General features: G+C 69.9%; 22 protein-coding genes and 1 pseudogene. 12 read left to right on the forward strand and 11 right to left on the reverse strand.

What is annotated here, in order from left to right; all coding sequences use genetic code 11:
- Nucleotides 1-20: 20 nt before the first annotated feature.
- From VG296_RS02320 to xylA, 3 genes are all read right to left on the reverse strand, one after another.
- Nucleotides 21-1,256: an SGNH/GDSL hydrolase family protein gene (locus tag VG296_RS02320; protein WP_325562512.1), complete on the reverse strand. Its 1,236-nt coding sequence runs from the start codon at nt 1,254-1,256 to the stop codon at nt 21-23.
- 126 nt (nt 1,257-1,382) lie between these two features.
- A complete protein-coding gene (gene xylB, locus VG296_RS02325) occupies nt 1,383-2,780 on the reverse strand; it encodes a xylulokinase (RefSeq protein WP_325562514.1) in 1,398 nt (465 codons plus the stop codon).
- A 44-nt stretch (nt 2,781-2,824) separates the two neighbouring features.
- Nucleotides 2,825-4,003 carry a xylose isomerase gene (gene xylA, locus VG296_RS02330; RefSeq protein WP_325562516.1) on the reverse strand — a complete coding sequence of 393 codons (1,179 nt, stop codon included), beginning with the start codon at nt 4,001-4,003 and terminating at the stop codon, nt 2,825-2,827.
- A 104-nt stretch (nt 4,004-4,107) separates the two neighbouring features.
- Between xylA and xylB (VG296_RS02335) the strand changes: the two genes are divergently transcribed.
- A complete protein-coding gene (xylB, locus tag VG296_RS02335) occupies nt 4,108-5,538 on the forward strand; it encodes a xylulokinase (protein WP_325562518.1) in 1,431 nt (476 codons plus the stop codon).
- A 69-nt stretch (nt 5,539-5,607) separates the two neighbouring features.
- Complete coding sequence (locus VG296_RS02340; protein ID WP_325562520.1) at nt 5,608-6,852, forward strand: ROK family transcriptional regulator; 1,245 nt, start codon at nt 5,608-5,610, stop codon at nt 6,850-6,852.
- A 63-nt stretch (nt 6,853-6,915) separates the two neighbouring features.
- Here the strand turns inward: VG296_RS02340 and VG296_RS02345 are convergent, their stop codons facing one another.
- From VG296_RS02345 to VG296_RS02355, 3 genes are all read right to left on the reverse strand, one after another.
- A complete protein-coding gene (locus VG296_RS02345) occupies nt 6,916-7,833 on the reverse strand; it encodes a phytoene/squalene synthase family protein (protein WP_325562522.1) in 918 nt (305 codons plus the stop codon).
- Nucleotides 7,834-7,914: 81 nt separating this feature from the next.
- Entirely contained in the window at nt 7,915-8,298 is a 384-nt protein-coding gene (locus VG296_RS02350) for a PPOX class F420-dependent oxidoreductase (protein WP_325562524.1), read from the reverse strand.
- A gap of 49 nt (nt 8,299-8,347) precedes the next feature.
- Nucleotides 8,348-8,917 (reverse strand): cysteine hydrolase family protein, encoded by a 570-nt coding sequence (locus VG296_RS02355; protein WP_325562526.1) that lies wholly within the window; start codon nt 8,915-8,917, stop codon nt 8,348-8,350.
- Nucleotides 8,918-9,454: 537 nt separating this feature from the next.
- On the opposite strand from VG296_RS02355, the pseudogene VG296_RS32665 reads away from it, so the two are divergent.
- A pseudogene (locus VG296_RS32665) lies at nt 9,455-9,631 on the forward strand (acyl-CoA dehydrogenase family protein); the annotation flags it as partial.
- An 89-nt stretch (nt 9,632-9,720) separates the two neighbouring features.
- Here VG296_RS32665 and VG296_RS02365 read toward each other — a convergent pair.
- The 3 genes from VG296_RS02365 to VG296_RS02375 all read right to left on the reverse strand — a co-directional run bounded on the left by VG296_RS02365 (nt 9,721) and on the right by VG296_RS02375 (nt 12,485).
- Nucleotides 9,721-9,990 carry a hypothetical protein gene (locus tag VG296_RS02365; RefSeq protein ID WP_325562530.1) on the reverse strand — a complete coding sequence of 90 codons (270 nt, stop codon included), beginning with the start codon at nt 9,988-9,990 and terminating at the stop codon, nt 9,721-9,723.
- Between the two features lie 24 nt (nt 9,991-10,014).
- Nucleotides 10,015-11,553 carry a hypothetical protein gene (locus VG296_RS02370; protein ID WP_325562532.1) on the reverse strand — a complete coding sequence of 513 codons (1,539 nt, stop codon included), beginning with the start codon at nt 11,551-11,553 and terminating at the stop codon, nt 10,015-10,017.
- Between the two features lie 326 nt (nt 11,554-11,879).
- Nucleotides 11,880-12,485, reverse strand: coding sequence for a hypothetical protein (locus VG296_RS02375; RefSeq protein WP_325562536.1), 606 nt, complete (start codon nt 12,483-12,485; stop codon nt 11,880-11,882).
- A gap of 127 nt (nt 12,486-12,612) precedes the next feature.
- Between VG296_RS02375 and VG296_RS02380 the strand changes: the two genes are divergently transcribed.
- From VG296_RS02380 to VG296_RS02390, 3 genes are all read left to right on the forward strand, one after another.
- Nucleotides 12,613-13,488: an LLM class F420-dependent oxidoreductase gene (locus tag VG296_RS02380; protein WP_325562538.1), complete on the forward strand. Its 876-nt coding sequence runs from the start codon at nt 12,613-12,615 to the stop codon at nt 13,486-13,488.
- Between the two features lie 106 nt (nt 13,489-13,594).
- The gene (locus tag VG296_RS02385) at nt 13,595-13,951 is read left to right on the forward strand and encodes a YciI family protein (protein WP_325562540.1); all 357 of its coding nucleotides are present in this window, start codon (nt 13,595-13,597) and stop codon (nt 13,949-13,951) included.
- 262 nt (nt 13,952-14,213) lie between these two features.
- Nucleotides 14,214-15,533, forward strand: coding sequence for an RNA polymerase sigma factor (locus VG296_RS02390; RefSeq protein WP_349259429.1), 1,320 nt, complete (start codon nt 14,214-14,216; stop codon nt 15,531-15,533).
- 86 nt (nt 15,534-15,619) lie between these two features.
- Here VG296_RS02390 and VG296_RS02395 read toward each other — a convergent pair whose 3' ends face one another.
- Entirely contained in the window at nt 15,620-16,108 is a 489-nt protein-coding gene (locus VG296_RS02395) for a MarR family transcriptional regulator (RefSeq protein ID WP_349259430.1), read from the reverse strand.
- Nucleotides 16,109-16,270: 162 nt separating this feature from the next.
- Between VG296_RS02395 and VG296_RS02400 the strand changes: the two genes are divergently transcribed.
- From VG296_RS02400 to dmpI, 6 genes are all read left to right on the forward strand, one after another.
- Nucleotides 16,271-16,681: an organic hydroperoxide resistance protein gene (locus VG296_RS02400; RefSeq protein ID WP_325562546.1), complete on the forward strand. Its 411-nt coding sequence runs from the start codon at nt 16,271-16,273 to the stop codon at nt 16,679-16,681.
- Nucleotides 16,682-16,769: 88 nt separating this feature from the next.
- The gene (locus VG296_RS02405) at nt 16,770-17,849 is read left to right on the forward strand and encodes an FTR1 family protein (protein ID WP_325562548.1); all 1,080 of its coding nucleotides are present in this window, start codon (nt 16,770-16,772) and stop codon (nt 17,847-17,849) included.
- Nucleotides 17,846-18,502, forward strand: coding sequence for a Dyp-type peroxidase (locus VG296_RS02410; protein ID WP_325562550.1), 657 nt, complete (start codon nt 17,846-17,848; stop codon nt 18,500-18,502). The genes VG296_RS02405 and VG296_RS02410 overlap by 4 nt, the downstream gene beginning before the upstream one ends.
- A gap of 168 nt (nt 18,503-18,670) precedes the next feature.
- A complete protein-coding gene (locus tag VG296_RS02415) occupies nt 18,671-19,279 on the forward strand; it encodes an HAD family acid phosphatase (protein ID WP_325562552.1) in 609 nt (202 codons plus the stop codon).
- A gap of 96 nt (nt 19,280-19,375) precedes the next feature.
- Nucleotides 19,376-20,305, forward strand: a complete 930-nt coding sequence (locus tag VG296_RS02420) for a LysR substrate-binding domain-containing protein (RefSeq protein WP_325562554.1) — start codon at nt 19,376-19,378, stop codon at nt 20,303-20,305.
- Nucleotides 20,306-20,383: 78 nt separating this feature from the next.
- Entirely contained in the window at nt 20,384-20,575 is a 192-nt protein-coding gene (gene dmpI, locus VG296_RS02425) for a 4-oxalocrotonate tautomerase DmpI (protein ID WP_325562556.1), read from the forward strand.
- A 6-nt stretch (nt 20,576-20,581) separates the two neighbouring features.
- Here the strand turns inward: dmpI and VG296_RS02430 are convergent, their stop codons facing one another.
- The gene (locus tag VG296_RS02430) at nt 20,582-21,049 is read right to left on the reverse strand and encodes a PPOX class F420-dependent oxidoreductase (RefSeq protein WP_325562558.1); all 468 of its coding nucleotides are present in this window, start codon (nt 21,047-21,049) and stop codon (nt 20,582-20,584) included.
- Nucleotides 21,050-21,136 lie beyond the last annotated feature (87 nt).

Raw genomic sequence — 21,136 nt, forward strand, 5'->3', positions numbered from 1 at the left:
TCTCGTCGGCGAACTTCTGATCACAACGATCCCAGCGGCACGGCGTTGGCCATGGCCTGGTAGCCGGCGTCCTTCGGGTGCAGGTGATCGCCGCTGTCGTAGGCGGGCAGCATGGCCTGCGGATCGGCCGGATCGCGTACCGCCGCGTCGAAATCGACCACCCCGTCGTACGCGCCGGAACTCCGGATCCAGGTGTTCACCGCGGTGCGGGTGGCCTCCAGGGTGGCGTCGTAGTCGGTCCAGCCCTTGAACGGGGTGATGGTGCCGCCCAGCGCGCGCAGGCCGCGGCTGTGCGCCTGGGTGATCAGCTGCTGGTGGGCGGCGATGATCTGCGTCGGGTCGGTCTGGTGTGGGTCCTGTTGGATGTCGTTGATGCCCAGCAGCACGATCATGGTGCGGGCCGCGGTCTTGGCCAGCACGTCCCGGTCGAACCGGGCCAGCGCGTTCACCCCGAACCCGGCGTTGACCGGACCGCCGTCCAGCAGCAGCCGGTTGCCCCCGATGCCCGCGTTGAGCACCCCCAGTCCGCCGCCGTGGGTCAGGATGCGCCCGGCCAGGTAGTCCGGCCAGCGGTGATTGGCGCCCCAGGTGGACTGGTAGCCATCGGTGATCGAGTCGCCGAACGCGACCACCGCGCCGCGCGCGCCGGGCGCGAACACGTCGACCTGGTTGACGTAGTGCCACACCTGGGTCGTCTGGTTGTACGGCGTGCCGGTCTCGTCGTCGGCGAAGTCGCCTGCGTTGGTGAAGAACGAGTCCTGCTGGGCGTCGGGGTGATAGGTGACCGGGCCGGAGGGGCTGGGCACGTACGTGGTGACCAGCAGGTTCGATGCCGCGGGCACGCGCAGGTCGGCAGGGTCGGACAGCACGTCCGAACCCACTGGGACGGTGATGGACCGCTGCCCGCCGAAGGTCAGATCGCGCATGCTGCCCGCTACCGCGGTCGGCGTGTCCGGACCGGCCGCGATCGCCACCGTGACATGCCCCATCACCACCGGCTCCGCGCCGAACGCGTTGGACAGCCGAATCCGCACCGCGCTGCCCCCGATGCTCAGGTGCACCAGGCTGCGGATCGAGTAGTTCGGATAGCCGTCCGGGGCCACCCCGGTCACCGAGGCGGTGCCCCAACTGCCCACCCAGCCGTCGGTACGCGGCAGCCCGGTCGCGTTCGCCGCTGCTGGGGTGAGGGTGACCGCGCCGGCCGCGGCCGTGGCGCCGATACCGGCGAGCATCCGCCGTCTGGAAAACTCTGTCATCGCCGACTCCTTTGTCGCAGGATCGAGATCATCCTGCGGGAGCGGCGATGGCCGGGCCAGCCACCGTACGCGGCATTCCGTTGACACCACGAGAAAAACTGTGAAGCGGCGGCTGGCGCCGGGGGATCACAACCGCGGCAGCACCTGTTCGCGGGCGGCCGCATAGCGCTCCCGCACCGCCGAATCCGGTTCCGCCTCGAACGTCTCACTGTCCATAGTGGACCAGTCCGGCGGCTGCTCGGCGCCGGACAGCACCCACGCCGCCTGCCGGGCCGCGCCGTCGGCCACGTACTCGCCGGGCGAGGGCACCACCACGGTGTGGCCGAGCACGGCGGGCGCGATCCGGCGCACCGCGGCCGAGCGCGCGCCGCCGCCGATCAGCAGCACCCGTTGCACCGCAACGCCTTCGGCCACCAACGCGTCCAAGCCGTCGGCCAGGCCGCACAGCATGCCTTCCACCGCCGCGCGGGCCAGGTTGGCCGGGATGGAGTTGTGCAGCGTCAGTCCGTGCACCGCGCCGGTGGCGTCCGGTTTGGACGGTGTGCGCTCGCCCTCCAGGTAGGGCACCACGATCGCGCCCTCCGCCCCGGACGGCGCGGACAGTGCCAGTCGGCCCAACTCGTCGATGTCCACGCCCAGCAGGCGCGCGGTGGCCTGCAACACCCGGGCCGCGTTGAGGGTGCACACCAGCGGCAGGAACCGGCCGGTGGCGTCGGCGAATCCGGCCACCGCGCCGGAGGCGTCCGCGGTCGGCGCGTCGGCCACCGCGAACACGGTGCCCGAAGTGCCGATGGACACGATCACATCGCCCGCCCGCGCGCCGACACCCAACGCGGCCGCCGCGTTGTCGCCCGCGCCCGGGCCGAGCATCGCGCCGGCCCGGGTCGAGCCGGCGGATGCGTTGGGGGGCAACACCATCGGCAGCACCGCGTCCTGGCCCAGGGCGGCCACCAGCAGATCGCGCCGGTAGTCGCCGTTGGCCGGCGACCAGTAGCCGGTGCCGCTGGCGTCGCTGCGATCGGTGCGCAGGTCGGTCAGTTCGGCCGCGCCGCCCAGGTGCCAGGTCAGCCAGTCGTGCGGCAGCGCCACGGCCGCGGTGCGCCGGGCGTTCTCCGGTTCGTTCTCGGCCAGCCAGCGCAGCTTGGTCACGGTGAACGAGGCCAGCGGCACGCTGCCCACCGCCTTGGCCCAGTACTCCGGCCCACCCGCCTCGGCCACCAACTGCTCGGCGGCCGAGGCGGAGCGCAGGTCGTTCCACAGCAACGCGGGCCGAACCACCTGGCCCGACTCGTCGACGCAGACCATGCCGTGCTGCTGGGCGCCCACCGAAACGGCGGCCACATCGTCAAGGCCGCCGGCCTGTTCGGTGGCCTTGGCCAGGGCGTCGGCCCAGGCGTCGGGGTGCACCTCGGTGCCGTCGGGATGCCCGGCCTGGCCCTGCCGGACCAGCGCCCCGGTCCCGGCGTCCCGGACCACCACCTTGCACGACTGCGTCGAGGAGTCGACCCCCGCTACCAGCGCCATGATCACCCAGCCAATCGATTCACCCAGCTCGCGACCTGTCTTGCTTACCTGGCCCCGAGCACGTGTTCAAGGGCGAGTTGGGCGAGCTGGACGAAGTTGTAACCACGCTGGGCGAACGCGTCCGGGTCGAAGTCCTCGAACGCGGACCGGTCGGCCAGCAGATCGGTGATCTTCTCCCCGTCGCCCAGGGTGGGCACGGCCAGCTGGTCGGCCCGGGACGCGCGCAGCGCATCCTGCACCTCCGGGTCGGCCCGGTAGGCGGCGGCCCGTTCCTTGAGCAGCAGGTAGGAGCGCATGTTGGCCGCGGCCGAGGCCCACACGCCGGTGGCGTCCTCGGTGCGGAACGGCTTGTAGTCGAAATGCCGGGGGCCGGTGTAACCGCCGTGCTCCAGCAGGTCGACCAGGAAGAACGCGGACAGCAGATCGCCGTGGCCGAAGATCATGTCCTGGTCGTAGCGCGGACCCTTCTGGCCGTTCAGGTCCAGGTGGAACAGCTTGCCGTGGAACATCGCCTGGGCGATGCCGTGCACGAAGTTCAGCCCGGCCATCTGCTCGTGCCCGACCTCCGGGTTCAGGCCGACGATCTCCGAGTGCTCCAGGCTGTTGATGAACGCGAGCGCGTGGCCGACCGTGGGCAGCAGGATGTCGCCGCGCGGCTCGTTCGGCTTCGGCTCGATGGCGAAGCGGAGGTTGTAGCCCTTCTCGATCACGTAGTCGCCGAGCAGGTCGAAGGCCTCCTTCAGGCGGTCCAGCGCGAGGCGCACGTCCTTGGCCGCGCCCGATTCGGCGCCCTCGCGGCCGCCCCAGGCCACGTAGATCTCGGCGCCGAGCTCCGCCGCGAGGTCGATGTTGCGGATCGTCTTGCGCAGCGCGTAGCGGCGCACGTCGCGGTCGTTCGAGGTGAAGGCGCCGTCCTTGAACACCGGGTGGGTGAACAGGTTCGTGGTGGCCATCGGCACCTTCATGCCGGTCTCGTCCAGCGCGGCGCGGAAGCGCGCGATGTGCGCGTCCCGATCGGCGGCCGAGGACCCGAAGGGGATCAGGTCGTCGTCGTGGAAGGTCACGCCGTGCGCGCCGAGCTCCGCGAGCCGGTGCACGGACTCGACCGGGTCCAGCGCCGGCCTGGTCGCGTCGCCGAACGGGTCGCGGCCCTGCCAGCCGACCGTCCACAGGCCGAAGGTGAACTTGTCCGACGGAGTCGGAGTCAGAGCGTCGTTACTCATGGATGCTCCCGGGTTCGCGGTATTGATAAACGCAGAAAACAAATTAGTATGCGGGTGCGGCCCTTGGGAAGTCCCCCGGGGCTCCTTGGCTAGAGGAGGCGGCGATGGCCGCGGGTGCGGGTGACGGAGTCGTCATCGGTGTGGACAGCTCGACCCAGGCGACCAAGGCGCTGGCCGTGGACGTCGCGACCGGGAAGATCCTCGGTCGGGGCCGGGCCGCGCACGCGGTGAGCGGGGGCGCTGGCCGGGAGAGCGAGCCGGAGCAGTGGTGGGAGGCCCTCTCCGAGGCATTGGACCAAACGGGTTACGCGGAGACGGCCGCGGCGGTATCGATCGGCGGCCAGCAACACGGTCTCGTCGCGCTGGACGAGGAGGGCCGCAGCGTGCACCCGGCGCTGCTGTGGAACGACGTACGCAGCGCCCCGAACGCCGAAGCCCTGGTCGAACGGCTCGGCGCGCGGACGTGGGCCGAGCGCGTGGGCAGTGTCCCCGGCGCCTCGTTCACGGTCACGAAGTGGGACTGGCTGCGCGAGCACCACGCGGACGCGGCCAAGCGCGTCCGCCGCGTGATGCTGCCGCACGACTACCTGACCTGGCGGCTGACCGGCGAGCACGTGACTGACCGCGGCGACGTCTCGGGCACCGGCTGGTGGGGGCCGGACGGCTACGACCGGGAAATCCTCTCGCTGGTGGGCCTGGACGAGTCCTTCCTGCCGCGCGTCGCCGAGCCGGGTTCCGCCGCCGGGACGGTGCGCGGCGGCCTGCCGCTGCGCGCCGGAATCCCGGTCGGTACCGGCACCGGCGACAACATGGCCGCGGCGCTGGGCCTCGGCCTCGAGCCCGGAGCGCCGGTCATCAGCCTCGGCACGTCCGGCACCGCGTACGCCGTCACGCGCGGCCGCCCGACCGACCCGACCGGCACCGTCGCGGGATTCGCGGACGCCCTCGGCAACTGGCTGCCGCTCGCCTGCACGCTCAACTGCACGCTCGCCGTCGACCGCGTGGCCCAGTGGCTCGGCCTCGACCGCGAGGCGGTGGAGCCCGGCGGCCAGCTGGTCGTGCTGCCGTATCTCGACGGCGAGCGCACGCCGAACCTGCCCTATGCATCAGGACTCTTCTACGGCCTGCGGCACGACACGACCCCGGGCCAGATCCTCCGCGCGGCCTACGAGGGCGCCGCGGCGAGCCTGCTCACCGCGGTCGACGAGGCGCTGCGGGCCGGTTCCGAGCAGGCGGCGCAGGACGCGCCGCTGATCCTGATCGGCGGCGGTGCCAAGGGCGACGCCTGGCGCACGACCGTGCGACGGCTGTCCGGTCGGCCTGTGCTGGTACCGCAACTCGAGGAGATAGTCGCGATCGGCGCTGCGACGCAGGCGGCCGCGCTGGTCACGGGCGAGCGCGCGGACGAGGTCGCGCGTCGATGGAAGACGCTCGACGGCACGCTTTATGATCCTCTGACCGCGGACCAGGCGGTGCTCGAGCGGATCGCGTCCGTGCGCCGACGGGCCGAAGCGCTGGTCTCGACAGAGATCTGAGGAAACGCGAGCGCTGGTCTCCACTGAAGTCCGAGGCAGCCGAGATCTGAGGAAAGGGAGCCGGGGACGTTGACCGCGCCGGCACGCAACGGCAACGGATACCGGCCCGCCGAGGGGCCGGCGTCCCAGCAGGGCATGCGCCGCGCGAACCTCGCGCTCGTGCTCGGCGCGGTCGCGCGGCTCGGTGCCACTTCGCGTGCGCAGTTGGCCGAGGCCACCGGTCTGACCAGGGCGGCGGCGGGCAGCCTCGTCAGTGAGCTGATCGACGCCGGGCTGGTGCAGGAGCACGGCGTCACCCTCGAGGGACGCGTCGGCCGGCCGAGCACGGTCGTCTCGCTCAACAACCGCGGCCCGGCCGGGCTCGGTCTCGAGATCGGCGTCGAGCACCTCGGCGCGTGTGTCATCGACCTCAGCGCCGAGGTCAGAACCCGCATTCGGGTGCCGGCCGCGAACCGCGAGCGGGATCCGCGCGCGGTGATCGAGCAGCTGGCGCGGGTGGCGAATTCGGCTCTCGCCCAGGCGCACGAGCTCGGCCTCGATCCGGTCGGCGCGGTAGTCGCCGTTCCCGGCCTGGTCGGCGCCGCCTCCGACACGGTGCTGCACGCCCCGAACCTCGGCTGGCACGACGTGGACCTCACCGGCCAACTCAGTTCCCTGCTTCCCGGCCTTCCGGTCGAGGTGGAGAACGAGGCCAACCTCGGCGCGCTCGCCGAGCTGAGGCGCGGCGAGGTCGGCCGCGACTTCGTCCACGTGTCCGCCGAGGCGGGTATCGGTGCGGCCCTCGTCGTCGACGGATTGCTGCTGCGCGGCCGACGCGGATTCGCGGGCGAACTCGGCCACATGCCCGTCTACCCGGACGGCCTGCCGTGCCCCTGCGGCTCACACGGCTGTCTCGAGCAGTACGCGGGCGAAGAGGCGGTGCTGCGCAACTGCGGGTTCCAGGACGCGGCGGGCGATCGCGTCGCAGTGCTCGTGGACCAGGCGCACGCGGCACACCCGGCCGTGCGCCGCGCGCTGGAACAGGCGGGACGGGCGCTCGGCATCGCGCTCGCGGGCGTGGTGAACCTCGTCGACCCGGAAACGGTCGTCCTCGGCGGCGCGTACGCCGACCTGGCCGGCTGGCTCACCCCCGGCATGCAGACGGAACTCGGCGCCCGGGTCAGGATCCGCCCCTGGGAACCGGCCGGCCTCGTCGTATCAGGCCTCAGACGCGAGGGTCCGGTGATCGGTGCCGCGACCTCCGTCGTGCAGCGGGTGATCACGGACCCTGCTTACCTTCAGGAGCGTCGGGAGCGGCGAGAGCAGCGGGTCTAGGCCGGCGCGGCGATCACCACGGAACTCTCATAGTCCATGGCCCACGTCTGCCACCGCTGAGCCTCAGCCGCGCCAGGATCGGCGGGCGCGGATGTAGGCGGGTACGGCGATCCGCAGCGCTCTGAGCTTGCTGAATCCGTGGCGCACGCCGAAGACCTGGTAGTCGGCCTGTTCGAGCGAGTCGAGGATGCCGGCGTAGAGGATCAACCCGGTTCCGACGCTTTCGCGGCTCGACGGATGCAGCAGGGTCGCGGCGGCGTGGGCTTCGGCGAAGTAGGCGCGGGCGCGTTCGGTCTCGAACTTCAGCAGGGCTCGGATTCCGTCGGTCATCGTGCGGGCCTCGAAGTCGGCGCGGGTGGCGCCGAACGTGTCGAGGTCTTCCCGCGGCAGGTAGAGGCGGCCACGGCCGAGGTCCTCGTCGATATCGCGCAGGATGTTCGTGAGCTGCAACGCGTAGCCGATGGCGATCGAGCGTTCGGCGGCGCTCGGGTCGAGCGGGCCGAGGATCGGGACGAGTTGGGGGCCGAGGAGCGAGGTGGCGCCGTACATGTAGCCGAGCAGGTCGTCGTACGTCGCGTACTCGGTGACCGTGAGATCGCTGCGCATCGTGTCGCTGAACGCGTAGAAGTGCTCGATCGGGATGTCCCAGGTCAACGCCGTGTGCGCGGCCGCCTTGAGCACCGGATCGGGAGAATCACCCACCTTGAGCGCCAGTTCGTATGCTGCGACACGCTCGTCGAGGCGAGCGGCCGTCACGGCGACATCGGGCTCCGTCGGGTCGTCCACGATCTGGTCGAACATCCGCACCTGCGCGTACAGCGCGTCGACGTACGGACGTTTGATCGGCGGCAGCATCAGGCAGCCGGCGTAGAACGACGGATCGTACTTGCGGTGGATCGCCTTGCAAAGCGCGTAGGCCGCGGAGAGCTCAGGGTCCTGCATCCGGCGGCGTTCCGCTTCGAGATCCACGTGCGTGCTCACCCGGCGATTCTATGGGCGCGGGTGGGCACGGGTGCGGCCCAGCCTCGCGCCACATCCGCTTCCCCCGCCCCAGCCGCCTGCTTAGACGTGCACCTTCGTCGGCCGGACGGCGATGGCGACGCGTTGCGCGGCGTCGGCCGGTGTGATCGGCTTGCCGTCGTACCACTCGGACAGGCGCTGGTAGAGCTTCGCCTCCGGGTCCGGGTCGATGTGGTCGACGACGCCGCGGATCTCCACGTAGCCGTACTTGTCCTCCGGGTCGAGCAGCGAGATCGAGACGCGCGGCTCGTGCGCGAGGTTCTTGTACTTCTGCCGGTAGCTCGTGTGGGTGAACCAGATGAACTCGCCGTCCCAGATGAACCACATCGGGTTCACCTGCGGCGCGCCGTCCGGCCGGGTGGTCGCGAGGTTCACCAGGATCGGGCGACCGAGCAGTTCGCGGGCGCGCTCGGGGATGTCCACCATGTCTCACAGCTCCAGTCAGTCGAGGTGCCTCGATCGGATGTAACAGATCCTAAGGCCCTGCGGGTGTTTCGAACGACACCTCGGCGGTGTCCGCCGTGCCGCCCTGCCGACCGGGTGCGGTCTGGTACTTCCAGTACAGGTTCGTGTGCGCGATGACCTGCTCCGGGGCGGGCGCGCCGTACGCGGTGAGGTCCTCGGTCGTGTGCGCGTCGCCTACGAGCAAGGCGTCGTAGCCGCGGACGATCGCACCGTGCAGCGTGGACCGGATGCAGGCGTCGGTCTGCGCGCCCGCGACCACGAGCCTGCCGACGCCGCGCTCGGCGAGCACCTTCTCGAGTTCCGTCTCCTCGAAGGAGTCGCCGTACTGCTTGGCGACCAGCGGCTCCCCGGGCTCGCGCACCAGTTCCGGCACGTACTCCCAGCTCTCGCTGCCCTCGACGAGTTCGTCGTCGTCCGAGTGCTGAATCCATACGACGGGCGCGCCGGCGGCCCTGGCCTTGGCAATCAGGTCACTGATGTTCGCGACGACCTCGTCGCGGCGCGGCGCCCCGGTGACGACGCCGTTCTGCACGTCGATCACCAGCAGCGCCGTGTTGGGCCGGTCGGTGAAGGTCGTCATGGCAGCCTCCAACTCCAATGTCAGGTGGTTCAGGTCAGTCACCACAGTACGTCGCGGCACCGACAGAATCCGGCCTTGACGGGGTCCGGCCGAGGAGGCACACTCCCCGCACCGTCTGTTTTTGTTCTGTTCTGTTCGAATGCGATCGCTGCCCCGGATTCGACAATGGAGTTGAAACCGGTGGATCACCCCACGCAGATCGATTGTGCACGCTCACTATCCGCGCCCCTCGTGCGTCTTCCCGCCCGTCTCCCCGTCCGCATCCTCGTCGCGCTGGCCGCCGCGCTGGCCGCGCTGCTGCTCCCGGCGCTTCTCGCGCATGCGGACACCACCTCCACCTTCACCCCCGGCGCGGCCTGGGACGACACGTCCGGCAACGCGCTGCAGATGCACGGCCTCGGCATCATCAAGGTCGGCGGCACTTGGTACGGCTACGGCGAGGACAAGGCGGGGGAGACCTCGTCGAACACCTCGTTCCAGGCCATCCCCTGCTACAGCTCGACCGACCTGCAGCACTGGACCTTCCAGGGCGACGCGGTGACGCGCGCCGCGATCGACGCCGTGCAACGCGCCGTCGCCGTCGTCGGTAACAATGCCCTGACCCGCCGCAATCCGCTGGAGCGGCACCTGCGCGACGTGCTCTGCTCGCGCGTGCACACCCCGAAAGACGACTCGATCCTCGCGGTTCTCGGTCAGGCCGCGCTGGGCGTATGAGGCTACTGATTCCGCTGCGGTCTGCTACTTCTTCCGGTGGCTGGTCGGGTAGATATCGGACGGAGCGGTCACAGCACGCTTCCTCCGCTTCATGAACAGACCCCTCCGGCTGCCATCGCCGCGACCGCGGTTCCGGTCGCGCCAGCGACCGCCACCATCGAGCCAGCACCGGAGCCGTTCGCACTGCTGCTGTCCGCGGCGGTCACCGCGGCCGCCGATCCGGACGCGGCGGCGGTCCCGGCAGCCGGCGTTCCCGCTTCCGCCGTGAGGACGACGTCGTGTCCCGAGCCGCCCGCGTAGTCGATGGTGTACTGCCGCCCGCCGACCGTCAGGTGCGCGCCAAGCGGTAGCCCGGCCAACGTGCCCGAGCTCGCGTCCCCGTCTCATGGATGAGCACGACTTTCCCGTTCGCCGGTACCGTCGGCAGCGACGCCACGGCCAGCGACCCAGCGAGCTGAACCGTGCCGCCGACCTGGATCGGCGCCGATGTCCCCGGTGAGAGCGACAGCGTGCTCCCGGCCGCCTGAATCAGGGAACCGATATTGAGCGAGCCGCCGGTTCCGATCGCGAGCGTGCCCTGCTGCAGGTGCCACGTCCCGCTCGGCGTGCTCGCGCGACCGGTCGAGGTCAGCGTGCCGCTGCCGGACATCGTCACCCCGCCCGACGTCCCCGTGATCGAACCCGCATACGTCGTCGCCCCGGACGTGCCTACGCTCAGCGAGTTGCTTCCCAACGAGATCGAGCTCCCCGCGACGCCGGACAGTTGCTTCACGCTCTGTCCGGGTTCCGTTATCCACGACCTGATCGTTCGACGCGCCGGTCAGCAGGCTGCTGTCCCCGCCTGACGTACCGGTCCCGAGCAGCAGCGTCGCACCACGACCGATCGTCGTCGTGCCGTGGTAGTTCATCGGAACCGCGAACGTCACCGCGTTGCCGGTGGTGGCCGCGAGCGAGATCGACGCGTTCGCGGGAGTGCTGAGCGAGGAGTGGTAGACACCGCCGGAAATCGGGGTGTCGAGCGTGACCGGTCCGTCGTAGTCGAAGGTCAGCGAGCCGTTTCTGTGAATGTTGATATACGAGTTCGATGGCGTCGCGGGCAGGAAGAACCGCTCCGTCGTCCCGTCGCCCCATTGGACGTTCGCGCCCTCGATATTGATGCCTCGGAAGTTGGACGTGTGCGCGATGCTCGCCGTGTCCAACGACGTATCGATGTAGTGGTCCACACCGGTCATCTCGATCAAACCGGCCTGCCACGCGTGGAAGTTGATGTCGCTGCCGTACTGGTCTTCGTAGAAGTTCTCGGGCAGCACGAGCGTGTAATTGCGTGCACTGATGATCGCGGAACCGTCGTTGTGCACAGACGCGGCGGACGGCAGCGCGAGACGGAACGCCGCGCTGCCGAAGTTGAACCCGGTGCCGTCCGCGATGGTGCCGGTGAACGGCAGACCGTCGGCCAGATCCAGCGTGCCCCACGTGTTCCTGGGCTGCGAAATCAGGCCGGAACCGGAGATCGTGCCGAGGTTGTACTCGCGGTTGGCGATGTCCAGGTCGAGCGTGCCGTCGACCTCGATGTTGTCGTGGTTCAACGTGACGCCGCTTATCGACGTATACGGATAGTCCCCGATGATCCCGGTCGAGCCATCCGTGCCGTACTGCAGCGTGGCCCCGCGCTCGACGATGACCGCAGGTTGATCGGGGTTCGTCACGATCGGATACGGCCAGTTCCCGCCGCTTGTCGTCACGTTCTGGTGCTGGTCGGCGCTCGGCAGCGTGAAGTCGCTGTCCTTCGTCAGCACGAGTGTCCCGGAACCGGCGACCGTAAGCGTGCCCTGGCCGGAGATGACGCCGTTGTACGTCGCCGTTCCGGACGGCAGGTTGATGATCGAGGGACCCGAGAGCGTCACGTTCGAGCCCGCGAGCACCGAGGCCGTGATGTTCTCGTCGCCCCGGCCGCCTCGGCGGACTGCGCGGGCAGCGACACGGCTCCGGAAGCCGCGAGCAGAGCCGCCACCGCGACGCGGAATCCGGAGTGGAAGCTGCTGTGGAATCTGACGTGAAATCTGTGCTGCACTTCGGTGTGTCGCCCTCGGATGCGGCTACGGATGGGTATGGAACGAGGTCCCGCATCCTAGCCAGGGCAGGTTTCGAGAACGCTCACATTCCACGAACCGGACGTCCGCGCGGCGCTCAGGCGCCTGAGCCGACTGCCTCGGCCGACCGCCTCAACCGATTGCCTCGGCCGACTGCCTCAGCCGATCGCGGCGGCGAGCGTCAGCATCTCGAAGTAGAAGTCCTCGAACTGCGCCAGGGCCCTGGTCAGCTCGGCCTCCGGCACCGTCTCGTGGTCCGTTCGGGCACTGATGCGCAGCGCCTCCCGGTAGCCCAGCGCGGACCGGAACGTCCAGGCCTCGGGCAACTCGGTGGGCCGCGCGGTGTCGGCGGGCAGCAGGCCGCGGTTGAGCAGCAGGTTCGCCGTCAGATGCGTGGCCAGCAGCAGCGCGGACGGCGCGTTCACGGCGAACTCGCCCTGCACGTTCTGCCAACTCGCCGCGTAATAGTCCTGATCCTCCAGGCTCAACGCCTTCGGCGAGAGCGTCGCCACGTCGCCCGTCGACTCGGCGGATGCGGACGCGGTGGCAGCGGTGGCCGCGAGGCCGTCGTGCGAGGGCCCGCGCAGCGCCGCCAGGTCGAGCTCCGTGCCCTCGACCAGCGAGGCGAACTCTCGGGCGAAGCGGTGCGCGGCCGCCCGCCGGACGAACCGCGGGGCGACCACGCGCCGGGCACCCCAGCCGATACCGACCCCGGCGAGCACGGCGGCCGCGGCGATGACGATGACAGCGACGGGAGAGGACATGCATTTCGCGTACCCGCTCTCCGCTGATCCATCCGCGCGCGTTCCCCCGCGCCGGCTGACGGACCGTCGGATAGGCTCGCTACCAGCGGGAAGCCGTACCGCAAAACCACCCCCTGGAGGGACTCTCGTGGAACTCGGCCTGCACGTACCCAACTTCACCTGGCCCGACGGCCCGCGGCGGATCGCGCGGGATCTGACCAGGATCGCCGTGGCCGCGGAGGACGTGGGCATGACGAAGATCAGCGTCATGGACCACGTCTGGCAGATCGGCCACATCGGTCCGCCCGAGAACGACATGCTCGAGGCCTACACCGCACTCGGCTACCTGGCCGCGCGCACCACGAAGATCGAGCTGCTCGCGTGGGTCACCGCCGTCGTCTACCGCGAGCCCGGCCTGCTCGCCAAGGCCGTCACCACCCTCGACGTGCTCTCCGAGGGACGCGCCTGGCTCGGCATCGGCGCCGCGTGGAACGAGCCGGAGGCGCGCGGCCTCGGCCTGCCGTTCCCCAGCACGAAGGAGCGCTTCGAGCGGCTCGAGGAGGCGCTGCAGATCTGCCTGCAGATGTGGAGCGAGTCCGACGCGCCGTATCAGGGCACGCACTACCAGCTCGAGCGCACGCTCAACTCCCCGCAGCCGATCTCCCGTCCGCACCCGCCGATCCTGATCGGCGGCGGCGGTGAGAAGAAGACGCTGCGGATGGTCGCCCAGTACGCCCAGGCCTGCAACCTCTTCGCCGCCGCGCCGGACCTCGAGCACAAGCTGGAAGTCCTGCGCGGGCACTGCGCCGACGTCGGCCGCGACTACGACGAGATCGAGAAGACGGTGATGGGCTCGCTCGACCCCGGCAAGGACGGCGAGAAGGTCGAGGAGCTGCTTGAGCAGCTGCGCGGACTCGCGGCGCTCGGGGTGACCCATTTCCACGGCCAGGTCCCCGACGTCCAGACGATCCGGCCGCTGGAGATCCTCGGCGAGCAGGTCATCCCCGAGGCGCTCAAGTTCTGAAAAGTTCTTCGGGCCGTCGTGTCGAAACGGTCGGGCACCGTTCGACGCCTGGGTGCGGGACGGGAGAGACCGCCCCGCACCGAAGCCGAATGGAAGGAACACACCCATGCGTTACATGCTGCTGATCAGGCCGGACATGAACCGCGCGCCGGAGGGCGGCCCGAGCGAGGAGATGATGACCGAGATGGGCAAGCTCATCTCGGAGATGACCCGCGCGGGCGTGCTGCTCGACACCGCGGGCCTCGGCCCGGCCGAGGAGTCGACCGTGCTGCAACTGTCGGGCGGCAAGGTGACGACGGTCGACGGCCCGTACACCGAGGCCCGGGAGTTCATCGGCGGCTTCGCGCTGGTGCAGGTCGGCACGCAGGAGGAGGCCGCCGAGTGGGCGAACCGGTTCCTGCTGGTGCACGGCGACGCCTGGGAGGTCGTGGTGGAGGTGCGCTCGGTCTTCGAGGCCTCCTGAGGCTCCAGGCTGGGGCGGGGTGCGGGACGTCCGCTTTGCGCGGGCGCCCCAGCCCTGCTGAGATGGCTGCGTGGACGAACGCGCCGCTGCCTCGACCGACTCAACGGACTCAACGGACTCGACCGATTCGGCTGGCCCGACCGATTCGGCTGTCTCGACCGCCTCGACGGACTCGACGGATTCGGCTGGCCCGATCGCCTCGCCTGGTCCGACGGATTCGGCTGGCCCGGCCGCCTCGGCTGGCCCGGTCGCCTCGCCTGGCCTGACCGATTCGCCTGGCCCGATCGCCTCGACCGATTCAGCCGGCTCGGCAGTCTCGGCCGTGTGGCGGATCGAGGCTCCGCGCCTGGTCGCCGGGCTGACGCGGCTCGTTGGCGGCGACCTCGGGCTCGCCGAGGACCTCGCGCAGGACGCCCTCGTCGCCGCATTGGAGCAGTGGCCGGTTGACGGCGTGCCGCGCAATCCCGGCGCCTGGCTGATGACCGTCGCCAAGCGGCGCGCCGTGGACCTGATCCGCCGCGACCAGAACTATGCCCGCAAGCTGGAGCTGCTCGGACGCGATCTGGAGACCGGGGCGGCGTCCAGCGAGCCGGGACCAGAATCAGCCCTCGACGAGCCAGACATCGAGGACGACCTGCTCCGGCTCGTCTTCACCGCCTGCCACCCGGTGCTCGCCGCCCCGGCGCGCGTGGCCCTGACCCTCAAGCTGCTCGGCGGCCTCACGACGTCCGAGATCGCCCGCGCGTACCTCGTCCCCGAGGCCACGATCGCGCAGCGCATCGTCCGCGCGAAGCGCACCCTGGCCGAGAAGAAGGTCCCGTTCGAGGTGCCGGAGGGCAAGGAACTCGCCGAGCGCCTGGCGTCAGTCCTTGAAGTCACCTACTTGATCTTTAACGAGGGTTACGCGGCGACGGCCGGCGACGAGTGGACCCGCCCGGCCTTGTGCGACGACGCGGTCCGACTCGCCCGCGTGCTCAGTGCCCTGATGCCCAAGGAGCCGGAGGTGCACGGCCTCGCGGCGCTGCTGGAACTGCAGTCGTCGCGTCTGACCTCGCGCACCGCGTCCGACGGCGGCCTCGTGCTGCTGAGCGATCAGGACCGCGGCCGCTGGAACCAGATGTTCATCCGCCGAGGCTTCGCCGCGCTCGCGATCGCGGAGAACCTCTCCGTGGCCGTCGGCCGTCCGCCCGGGCCGTACACCCTGCAGGCCGCGATCGCCGCCAGCCATGCTCGGGCCCTGACGCCTGAGGAGACGGACTGGCCGACCATCGCGCGCCTCTACGCTGCGCTCGCGACCCAGGTCCCCACGCCCGTCGTCGCCCTCAACCGCGCCGTCGCCGTCGCGATGGCCGATGGACCGGCGGCGGGCCTCGCCCTGGTCGACGACCTCGTCGCCGCGGACGCGCTCCCGAACTACCACCTGCTCCCCGCGGTACGCGCCGACCTGCTCACGCGCATCGGCCGGCACGCCGAGGCGCGCACCGAATTCGCCCGCGCCGCCGATCTCGCCGGCAACGCCGCCGAACGCACCCTGCTCCAGCAGCGTGCCGCGGAGGCCGAGCGGTCGGCGTCGGGCGACTGAGGATGAGCGGGATGAGTGGACGTTCACATTTGAGCGCCCATAGCGAATAGATGAGCGTTCGAAGCCCTGTTGGTCTTGTAGCCGGGCTACGCTGCCGCTTTCGAGCTCGCACCTGTTTTCGCGCTCGCGCTCGCACCCGCACTCGACAGCCGCTCCACGGCCGTGTCCAGCGACTCGGTCAGAGCCTTGATGCGCTCGCGCAGTTCGACCATCTCCGCGATGCTCATTCCGGTCGACTCCGCAGTGCGATCGGGGACGACGCAGACGCGCTCACGCAGGCCGACGCCCTCCTGTGTCGCCCGCACCATCACCGAGCGCTCGTCGGCCTCGTCCCGGCGACGCTCCACCCACCCGGCCGCCTCCATCCGCTTGAGCAGCGGGGAGAGGGTGCCCGAGTCCAGGCGTAGCCGCCGGCCGAGCTCCTTGACGCTGAGTTCGCCGTGCTCCCAGAGCACGAGCAGCACCAGATACTGCGGGTAGGTCAGGCCGGCCTCGCGCAGGGTCACGCGGTAGACGCTGTCGAAGGCGCGGGAGGCAGCGTGCACCGCGAAGCACAGTTGCGCGTCGAGGCGCATCGCCTGTTCGAGGGCGAGTTCGGCGGGAGAGGTATGCGCGGTGTTCACCCCTCTAGGATACCTCAGTCGCGCACAGTTCAGTTGCGCACAACTAAATTGTGTGCCACGATGTTTCTCGAAGGCGGCGGACAAGTCGCACCGGAACTTGTGGAAGGAACGAACATGAGCGCTCTGTACACCGCGGCGGCGACTGCGAACGGTCGCGAGGGCCGGGCCGTGAGCTCCGACGGCCAGCTGGACCTGACCCTCGCCTTCCCGCCCGCGCTCGGCGGCAACGGCAAGGGCACCAACCCCGAGCAGCTCTTCGCCGCCGGATACGCGGCCTGCTTCGCCAGCGCGCTCGGCGCGGTGGGCCGGCAGGAGAAGGTGGACACCAGCGAGGCCTCGGTGACCGCCGAGGTCAGCCTGAACAAGCAGGGCGAGGGCTTCGGCCTGTCCGTCGTGCTGCGCGTCGAGTTCCCGGAGGAGCTGCAGGGCGAGACCGGCCGCAAGCTCGTCGAGGCCGCGCACCAGGTCTGCCCGTACTCCAACGCGACCCGCGGCAACATCCCGGTCGAGCTCGTCGTCGAGTAAGTCCGGCAGGGCCGGGTTCCATCGCGCCGCGCGTAGATTAGGTTAGGCAAACCTAACTGATCTGACGACGGACGGAGCGTGCGGCCCGATGCTGCCTACCTTTGTGATCGGCCTGCGCGAGGGCCTAGAGGCCGCGCTGATCGTCGGGATAATCGCGGCCTTCCTCAGACAGCAGGGGCGGCGGGACCTGCTGCGCTGGGTCTTCGTCGGAGTCGGCGCGGCCATGCTGCTCTGCGTTGCGGTCGGCGCGACGCTCGAGGCAGTCTCCTCGAATCTGCCGCAGCGTCAGCAGGAGAGCCTCGAGACCGTCGTCGGCGTGCTAGCCGTCGGCATGGTCACGTACATGGTCGTGTGGATGCGCCCGGCGGGTGCGATCACGTTCAAGATCAGCAACAAGGACGCGACAGCGGTCAGCGAGGTCGAACTGCAGAGCGGTCAGCGGATCGTCGGTGAGAAGGAGAACCTGCCGCCAGGCTTCTCCGGCACCTTCTCGGTCAACGCGGACGCGGGCAAGTACACGCTCTCCTGCCCCGGCGCGGCGCAGGAGTACACCACGCTCACCGTCACCGGCTCGTCCGCGAGTACGGGCTCGACCAGCGTGGACACCCTGCTCGCCGAGGATACGAAGCAGTACGCCTCCTACGTGACGACGCAGATCGGCTACCTCGTGCAGACCTCAGTGGCGCTGCAGACCGCGTTGCGGGGCAACGATCTGACGGCAGCTCAGCAGGCCTACAGGAAGGCGCGGCCGTACTACGAGAAGATCGGGCCGGTCGCCGAGTCCTTCACCGTCGGCAGTGACAACCTCGACAGCGACATCGACGCCCGCATCGACGATGTCCCGGCCAGCCAGTGGGAGGGCTTCCACCGGATCGAGAAGGGCCTGTTCCAGGAGAAGAGTCTCAGTGGCCTGTCCTCCTACGGCTCGGGCCTGCTCGCCAACGTCGAGAAGCTGCAGACGCTCACCGATGGCCTGACGTACAAGCCGTTCGGGCTCGCGAACAAGCGTCCAGCCGCGCTCGCGCCGTTGCCGACGTTGCCCGGCGACGGGTCGTTGCAGGCTGCGCGCAGCGGCGGTGACCTGTGTGTGCAGGCGTGCGCCGACGATCCGACCGTCGCCTTCCACGCGATCCGCAACTTCGCCTGGCTGGCCCGGGTACGGCCGTGATCCGCTGGTCGCAGCTCGGGTTCGGCCGCACGTCGTCCACCTCGACGTCCCAGCAGACCGAGCGGAACCTGATGGGCTTCAAGGACGGCACGCGCAACATCAAGGCCGAGTCCGCCGACGACTTCGACGACTTCGTGTGGGTGGGCGGCGAGACCGACCAGGCCTGGATGAAGGGCGGAAGCTACCTCGTCGCCCGTCGGATCAGGATGCTGATCGAGTCCTGGGACACCGACTACCTGGCCGACCAGGAGAACGTCTTCGGCCGGTACAAGACCAGCGGTGCGCCGCTCAGCGGCAAGCAGGAGTTCGACACCCCGGACGTCAGGGCCAAGGCGTTCGACGGCACGCCGGTCATCCCGCTCAACGCGCAGATCCGGCTGGCCGGCCCGGAGACCAACAGCGGGCAGAAGATCCTGCGTCGCGGTTACTCGTACACCGACGGCATCGACCTGGACACCGGGCTGCTGGACGCGGGGCTGTTCTTCATCGCGTACCAGAAGGATCCGCGCCGCCAGTTCGTGCCGATCCAGACCCGGCTCGGCCAGCGGGACAATCTCAACGAGTACATCCGGCATACCGGCAGCGCGCTGTTCGCGGTGCCGCCCGGCCTGGCCGCGGCGGGGGACTGGTGGGGAAAGTCGCCGTTCGGCTGAGTTCCGCCGCAGATGAGAACTCAGTCAGGGTTCTCATCCGACACGCGCAGCTTGTTGTCCAGCCGCATAAGGCGCGCTCGTCAGGCTCCGGTCATCCGATGTTCGTCTGGCTCCGCAGAATGAGGAGGCGTCGCACTTTCCTACTCTCCGGTAAGGAAACGCATACCCATGAGTCTTCGCGCCCTCCGCCGCACCGCGGCGGTGACCGCGCTCGCCGGCGGTCTCGTCGCCGGCCTGGTCACGCCCGCCAACGCCGCCACGACCACCTCCGCCACGACCACCACCGTCACCTACACCCAGTGGCAGACGGACGTGACGGCCGTGACCGCCCCCGCCCTGGCCTACATCCAGGAGCGGATCGCCGAGGCCGCCTCGACCTCGAAGCTGGCCGTCGTGCTCGACATCGACAACACGGCGCTGGCCTCGTACTTCTACAGCTCCTACCCGACCCCGGCCGACCCGCCGGTGCTCGCGCTCGCGCAGTACGCGGCGTCCAAGGGCGTGAAGATCTTCTTCATCACCGCGCGCCCGGACGTGATCGACCTGATCACCGAGTACAACCTCAAATCGGTCGGCTATCAGGTGGACGGCCTCTACAGCCGTAACCCGATCCAGCTGTTCGAGGCGGTCAACACCTTCAAGACCGCCGAGCGCGAGCAGCTCGAGTCCGAGGGCTACGACATCATCGCGAACATCGGCAACAACACGGTCGACATCGAGGGCGGCTACGCCGACTCGACCTGGGAGCTGCCGAACTACGACGGTCTGCTCGACTAGTTCCTCGCCTGCTCTGACTAGTCGGCAGTACCGCGATCGCGCAAGGAGGGGTCCGCATCGGCGCGGGTCCCTTTGCGTGCACGTAGGCTGAAGCGCGTGGAACTGCGCCAACTCCGGTACTTCGCGACCGTCGCCGAGGAACTGCATTTCGGGCGCGCGGCGGAACGCCTGCTGATCGCGCAGTCCGTGGTCAGCCAGCAGATCCGCCGCCTCGAACGCGAGCTCGACGTCGTGCTCTTCGACCGCTCGTCCCGGCACGTGCGGCTGACGGAGGCCGGTCGCGCGTTCCTGCCCGAGGCGCTGGCCGTGCTCGACGCGCAGGAACGCGCAGTCGCGTCGATGGCCCGCTTCGCCGAACACCGGTCGCGCGTGCTGCGCATCGGCACGAGCGCGGGACTCGGCGACCGGCTCACGGCAGTGCTCGACGGTCTCGCGCGGCGGCTGCCGGGCACGCAGGTCGACCTGGTCTCCGCGCCGATGGCCAAGAGGCTCGAGCTGGTGGCCGAGGGCGGACTCGACGCGACGTTCGTGCGCGGCGACGTGGAGGAGGCCGCGGTCGGATCGCTGCGGCTGCTTCCGGTGTGGCGTGAAGGCCTGGTGGTCGCGCTGCCGCGCAGGCATCCGCTGGCCGCCGCGCCGGAGCTCGCCATCGCCGACCTCGCCGGACTCCCGCTCTGGCTGGTCGAGCGGCGGGCGAACCGCGCGCTGGTGGACCTGGTCGTCGGCGCGTGCCACGACGCAGGGTTCGAACCCAGCGCGGGCCACGTCTCCCCCGGCCTGCAGGAGACGCTCTCCGCGCTCGGCGCAGGGACGGCCGGCTGGACGGTGGTCTACGCCTCGCACGCCGCGCAGCTCAACGTCCGGCACGTCGTCTTCCGCAAGCTGAGCGGACCCGCGCTCTCGCTGCCCACGCTGCTCGCGGTCGGCCGTTCGACCCCTGAGACGGTCACCGCTGCGGTGTTCGCCGCGTGCCGCGAAGCCGGTCCTGAACTGGGCGTTCGCGATTCACGATCGCAGCGTGCGTGAACTGTTCGTTGATCGTCCCGGGCCGGCGCGGTGAACTGGTGGTGGCAGGAGAAAACCGATCTCATCAGGAGGCTTCACATGCCCATCGTCACCATTCAGCAGGGCCCGCGCGACGTCGAGCTCAAGCGGGACCTCGTCACCCGGATCACCGACGCGTTCGTGGACGCCCTCAAGGTTCCGGCCGAGAGCGTCCAGGTGTGGATCCAGGAGACGCCGGCCGACAGTTGGGCCGTCGGCGGCACGCTGACCGCCGACCGGCAGAAGGGCTGACCCGGCTCAGTCCTCCGCGAGCTCCGGGGGGAAGCCGCCGGTCGCGATCGGGCCCCAGCTCTCGGGCGTGATCCGCAGCAGGGCCTTGCCCTGCTTGACCATCGCGGCGCGGTACTCGTCCCAGTCCGAGTGCTCGCCCGCGATGCAGCGGAAGTACTCGACCAGCGGCTCCACGTCCGTGACGGCGTCGATGAGCTCGGCCGTCCCGTTGACCTGCACCCACGCGTCCCCGAAGTCGTCCGAGAGCACCACGATGCTCACGTTCGGGTTCCGCCGCGCGTTGCGGGCCTTGGCCCGCTGCGGGTAGGTCGACACGACGATCCGGCCCTGCTCGTCGACGCCGCAGGTCACCGGAGAGGCCTGCGGCGTACCGTCCGCACGCGTCGTGATGACCAGGCCGTTGTGCCGGGGGCGGACGAATTCGAGCAGCGATTCACGGTCCGCGGTGGTGTTCGTGGCGAGCTTGCGCGTCATGGGTTGCAGTCTACGACCAACCCGGACTTGTCACCGGGCGACAAGTCCGGGCGGGTAATTCATGCTCTCGGGCCGAGGGAACCGCGC

Origin of the sequence: Actinospica sp. (assembly GCF_035552695.1) — a bacterium.
Classification (GTDB): domain Bacteria; phylum Actinomycetota; class Actinomycetes; order Streptomycetales; family Catenulisporaceae; genus Actinospica.

Coding starts and splice junctions, on each gene's coding strand:
- VG296_RS02320 (WP_325562512.1), bottom strand. CDS start 1,256: ATGACAGAGTTTTCCAGACGGCGGATGCTCGCCGGTATCGGCGCCACG.
- xylB (WP_325562514.1), bottom strand. CDS start 2,780: ATGGCGCTGGTAGCGGGGGTCGACTCCTCGACGCAGTCGTGCAAGGTG.
- xylA (WP_325562516.1), bottom strand. CDS start 4,003: ATGAGTAACGACGCTCTGACTCCGACTCCGTCGGACAAGTTCACCTTC.
- xylB (WP_325562518.1), top strand. CDS start 4,108: ATGGCCGCGGGTGCGGGTGACGGAGTCGTCATCGGTGTGGACAGCTCG.
- VG296_RS02350 (WP_325562524.1), bottom strand. CDS start 8,298: ATGGTGGACATCCCCGAGCGCGCCCGCGAACTGCTCGGTCGCCCGATC.
- VG296_RS02355 (WP_325562526.1), bottom strand. CDS start 8,917: ATGACGACCTTCACCGACCGGCCCAACACGGCGCTGCTGGTGATCGAC.
- VG296_RS02375 (WP_325562536.1), bottom strand. CDS start 12,485: ATGTCCTCTCCCGTCGCTGTCATCGTCATCGCCGCGGCCGCCGTGCTC.
- VG296_RS02385 (WP_325562540.1), top strand. CDS start 13,595: ATGCGTTACATGCTGCTGATCAGGCCGGACATGAACCGCGCGCCGGAG.
- VG296_RS02395 (WP_349259430.1), bottom strand. CDS start 16,108: ATGCGCCTCGACGCGCAACTGTGCTTCGCGGTGCACGCTGCCTCCCGC.
- VG296_RS02400 (WP_325562546.1), top strand. CDS start 16,271: ATGAGCGCTCTGTACACCGCGGCGGCGACTGCGAACGGTCGCGAGGGC.
- VG296_RS02405 (WP_325562548.1), top strand. CDS start 16,770: ATGCTGCCTACCTTTGTGATCGGCCTGCGCGAGGGCCTAGAGGCCGCG.
- VG296_RS02415 (WP_325562552.1), top strand. CDS start 18,671: ATGAGTCTTCGCGCCCTCCGCCGCACCGCGGCGGTGACCGCGCTCGCC.
- dmpI (WP_325562556.1), top strand. CDS start 20,384: ATGCCCATCGTCACCATTCAGCAGGGCCCGCGCGACGTCGAGCTCAAG.
- VG296_RS02430 (WP_325562558.1), bottom strand. CDS start 21,049: ATGACGCGCAAGCTCGCCACGAACACCACCGCGGACCGTGAATCGCTG.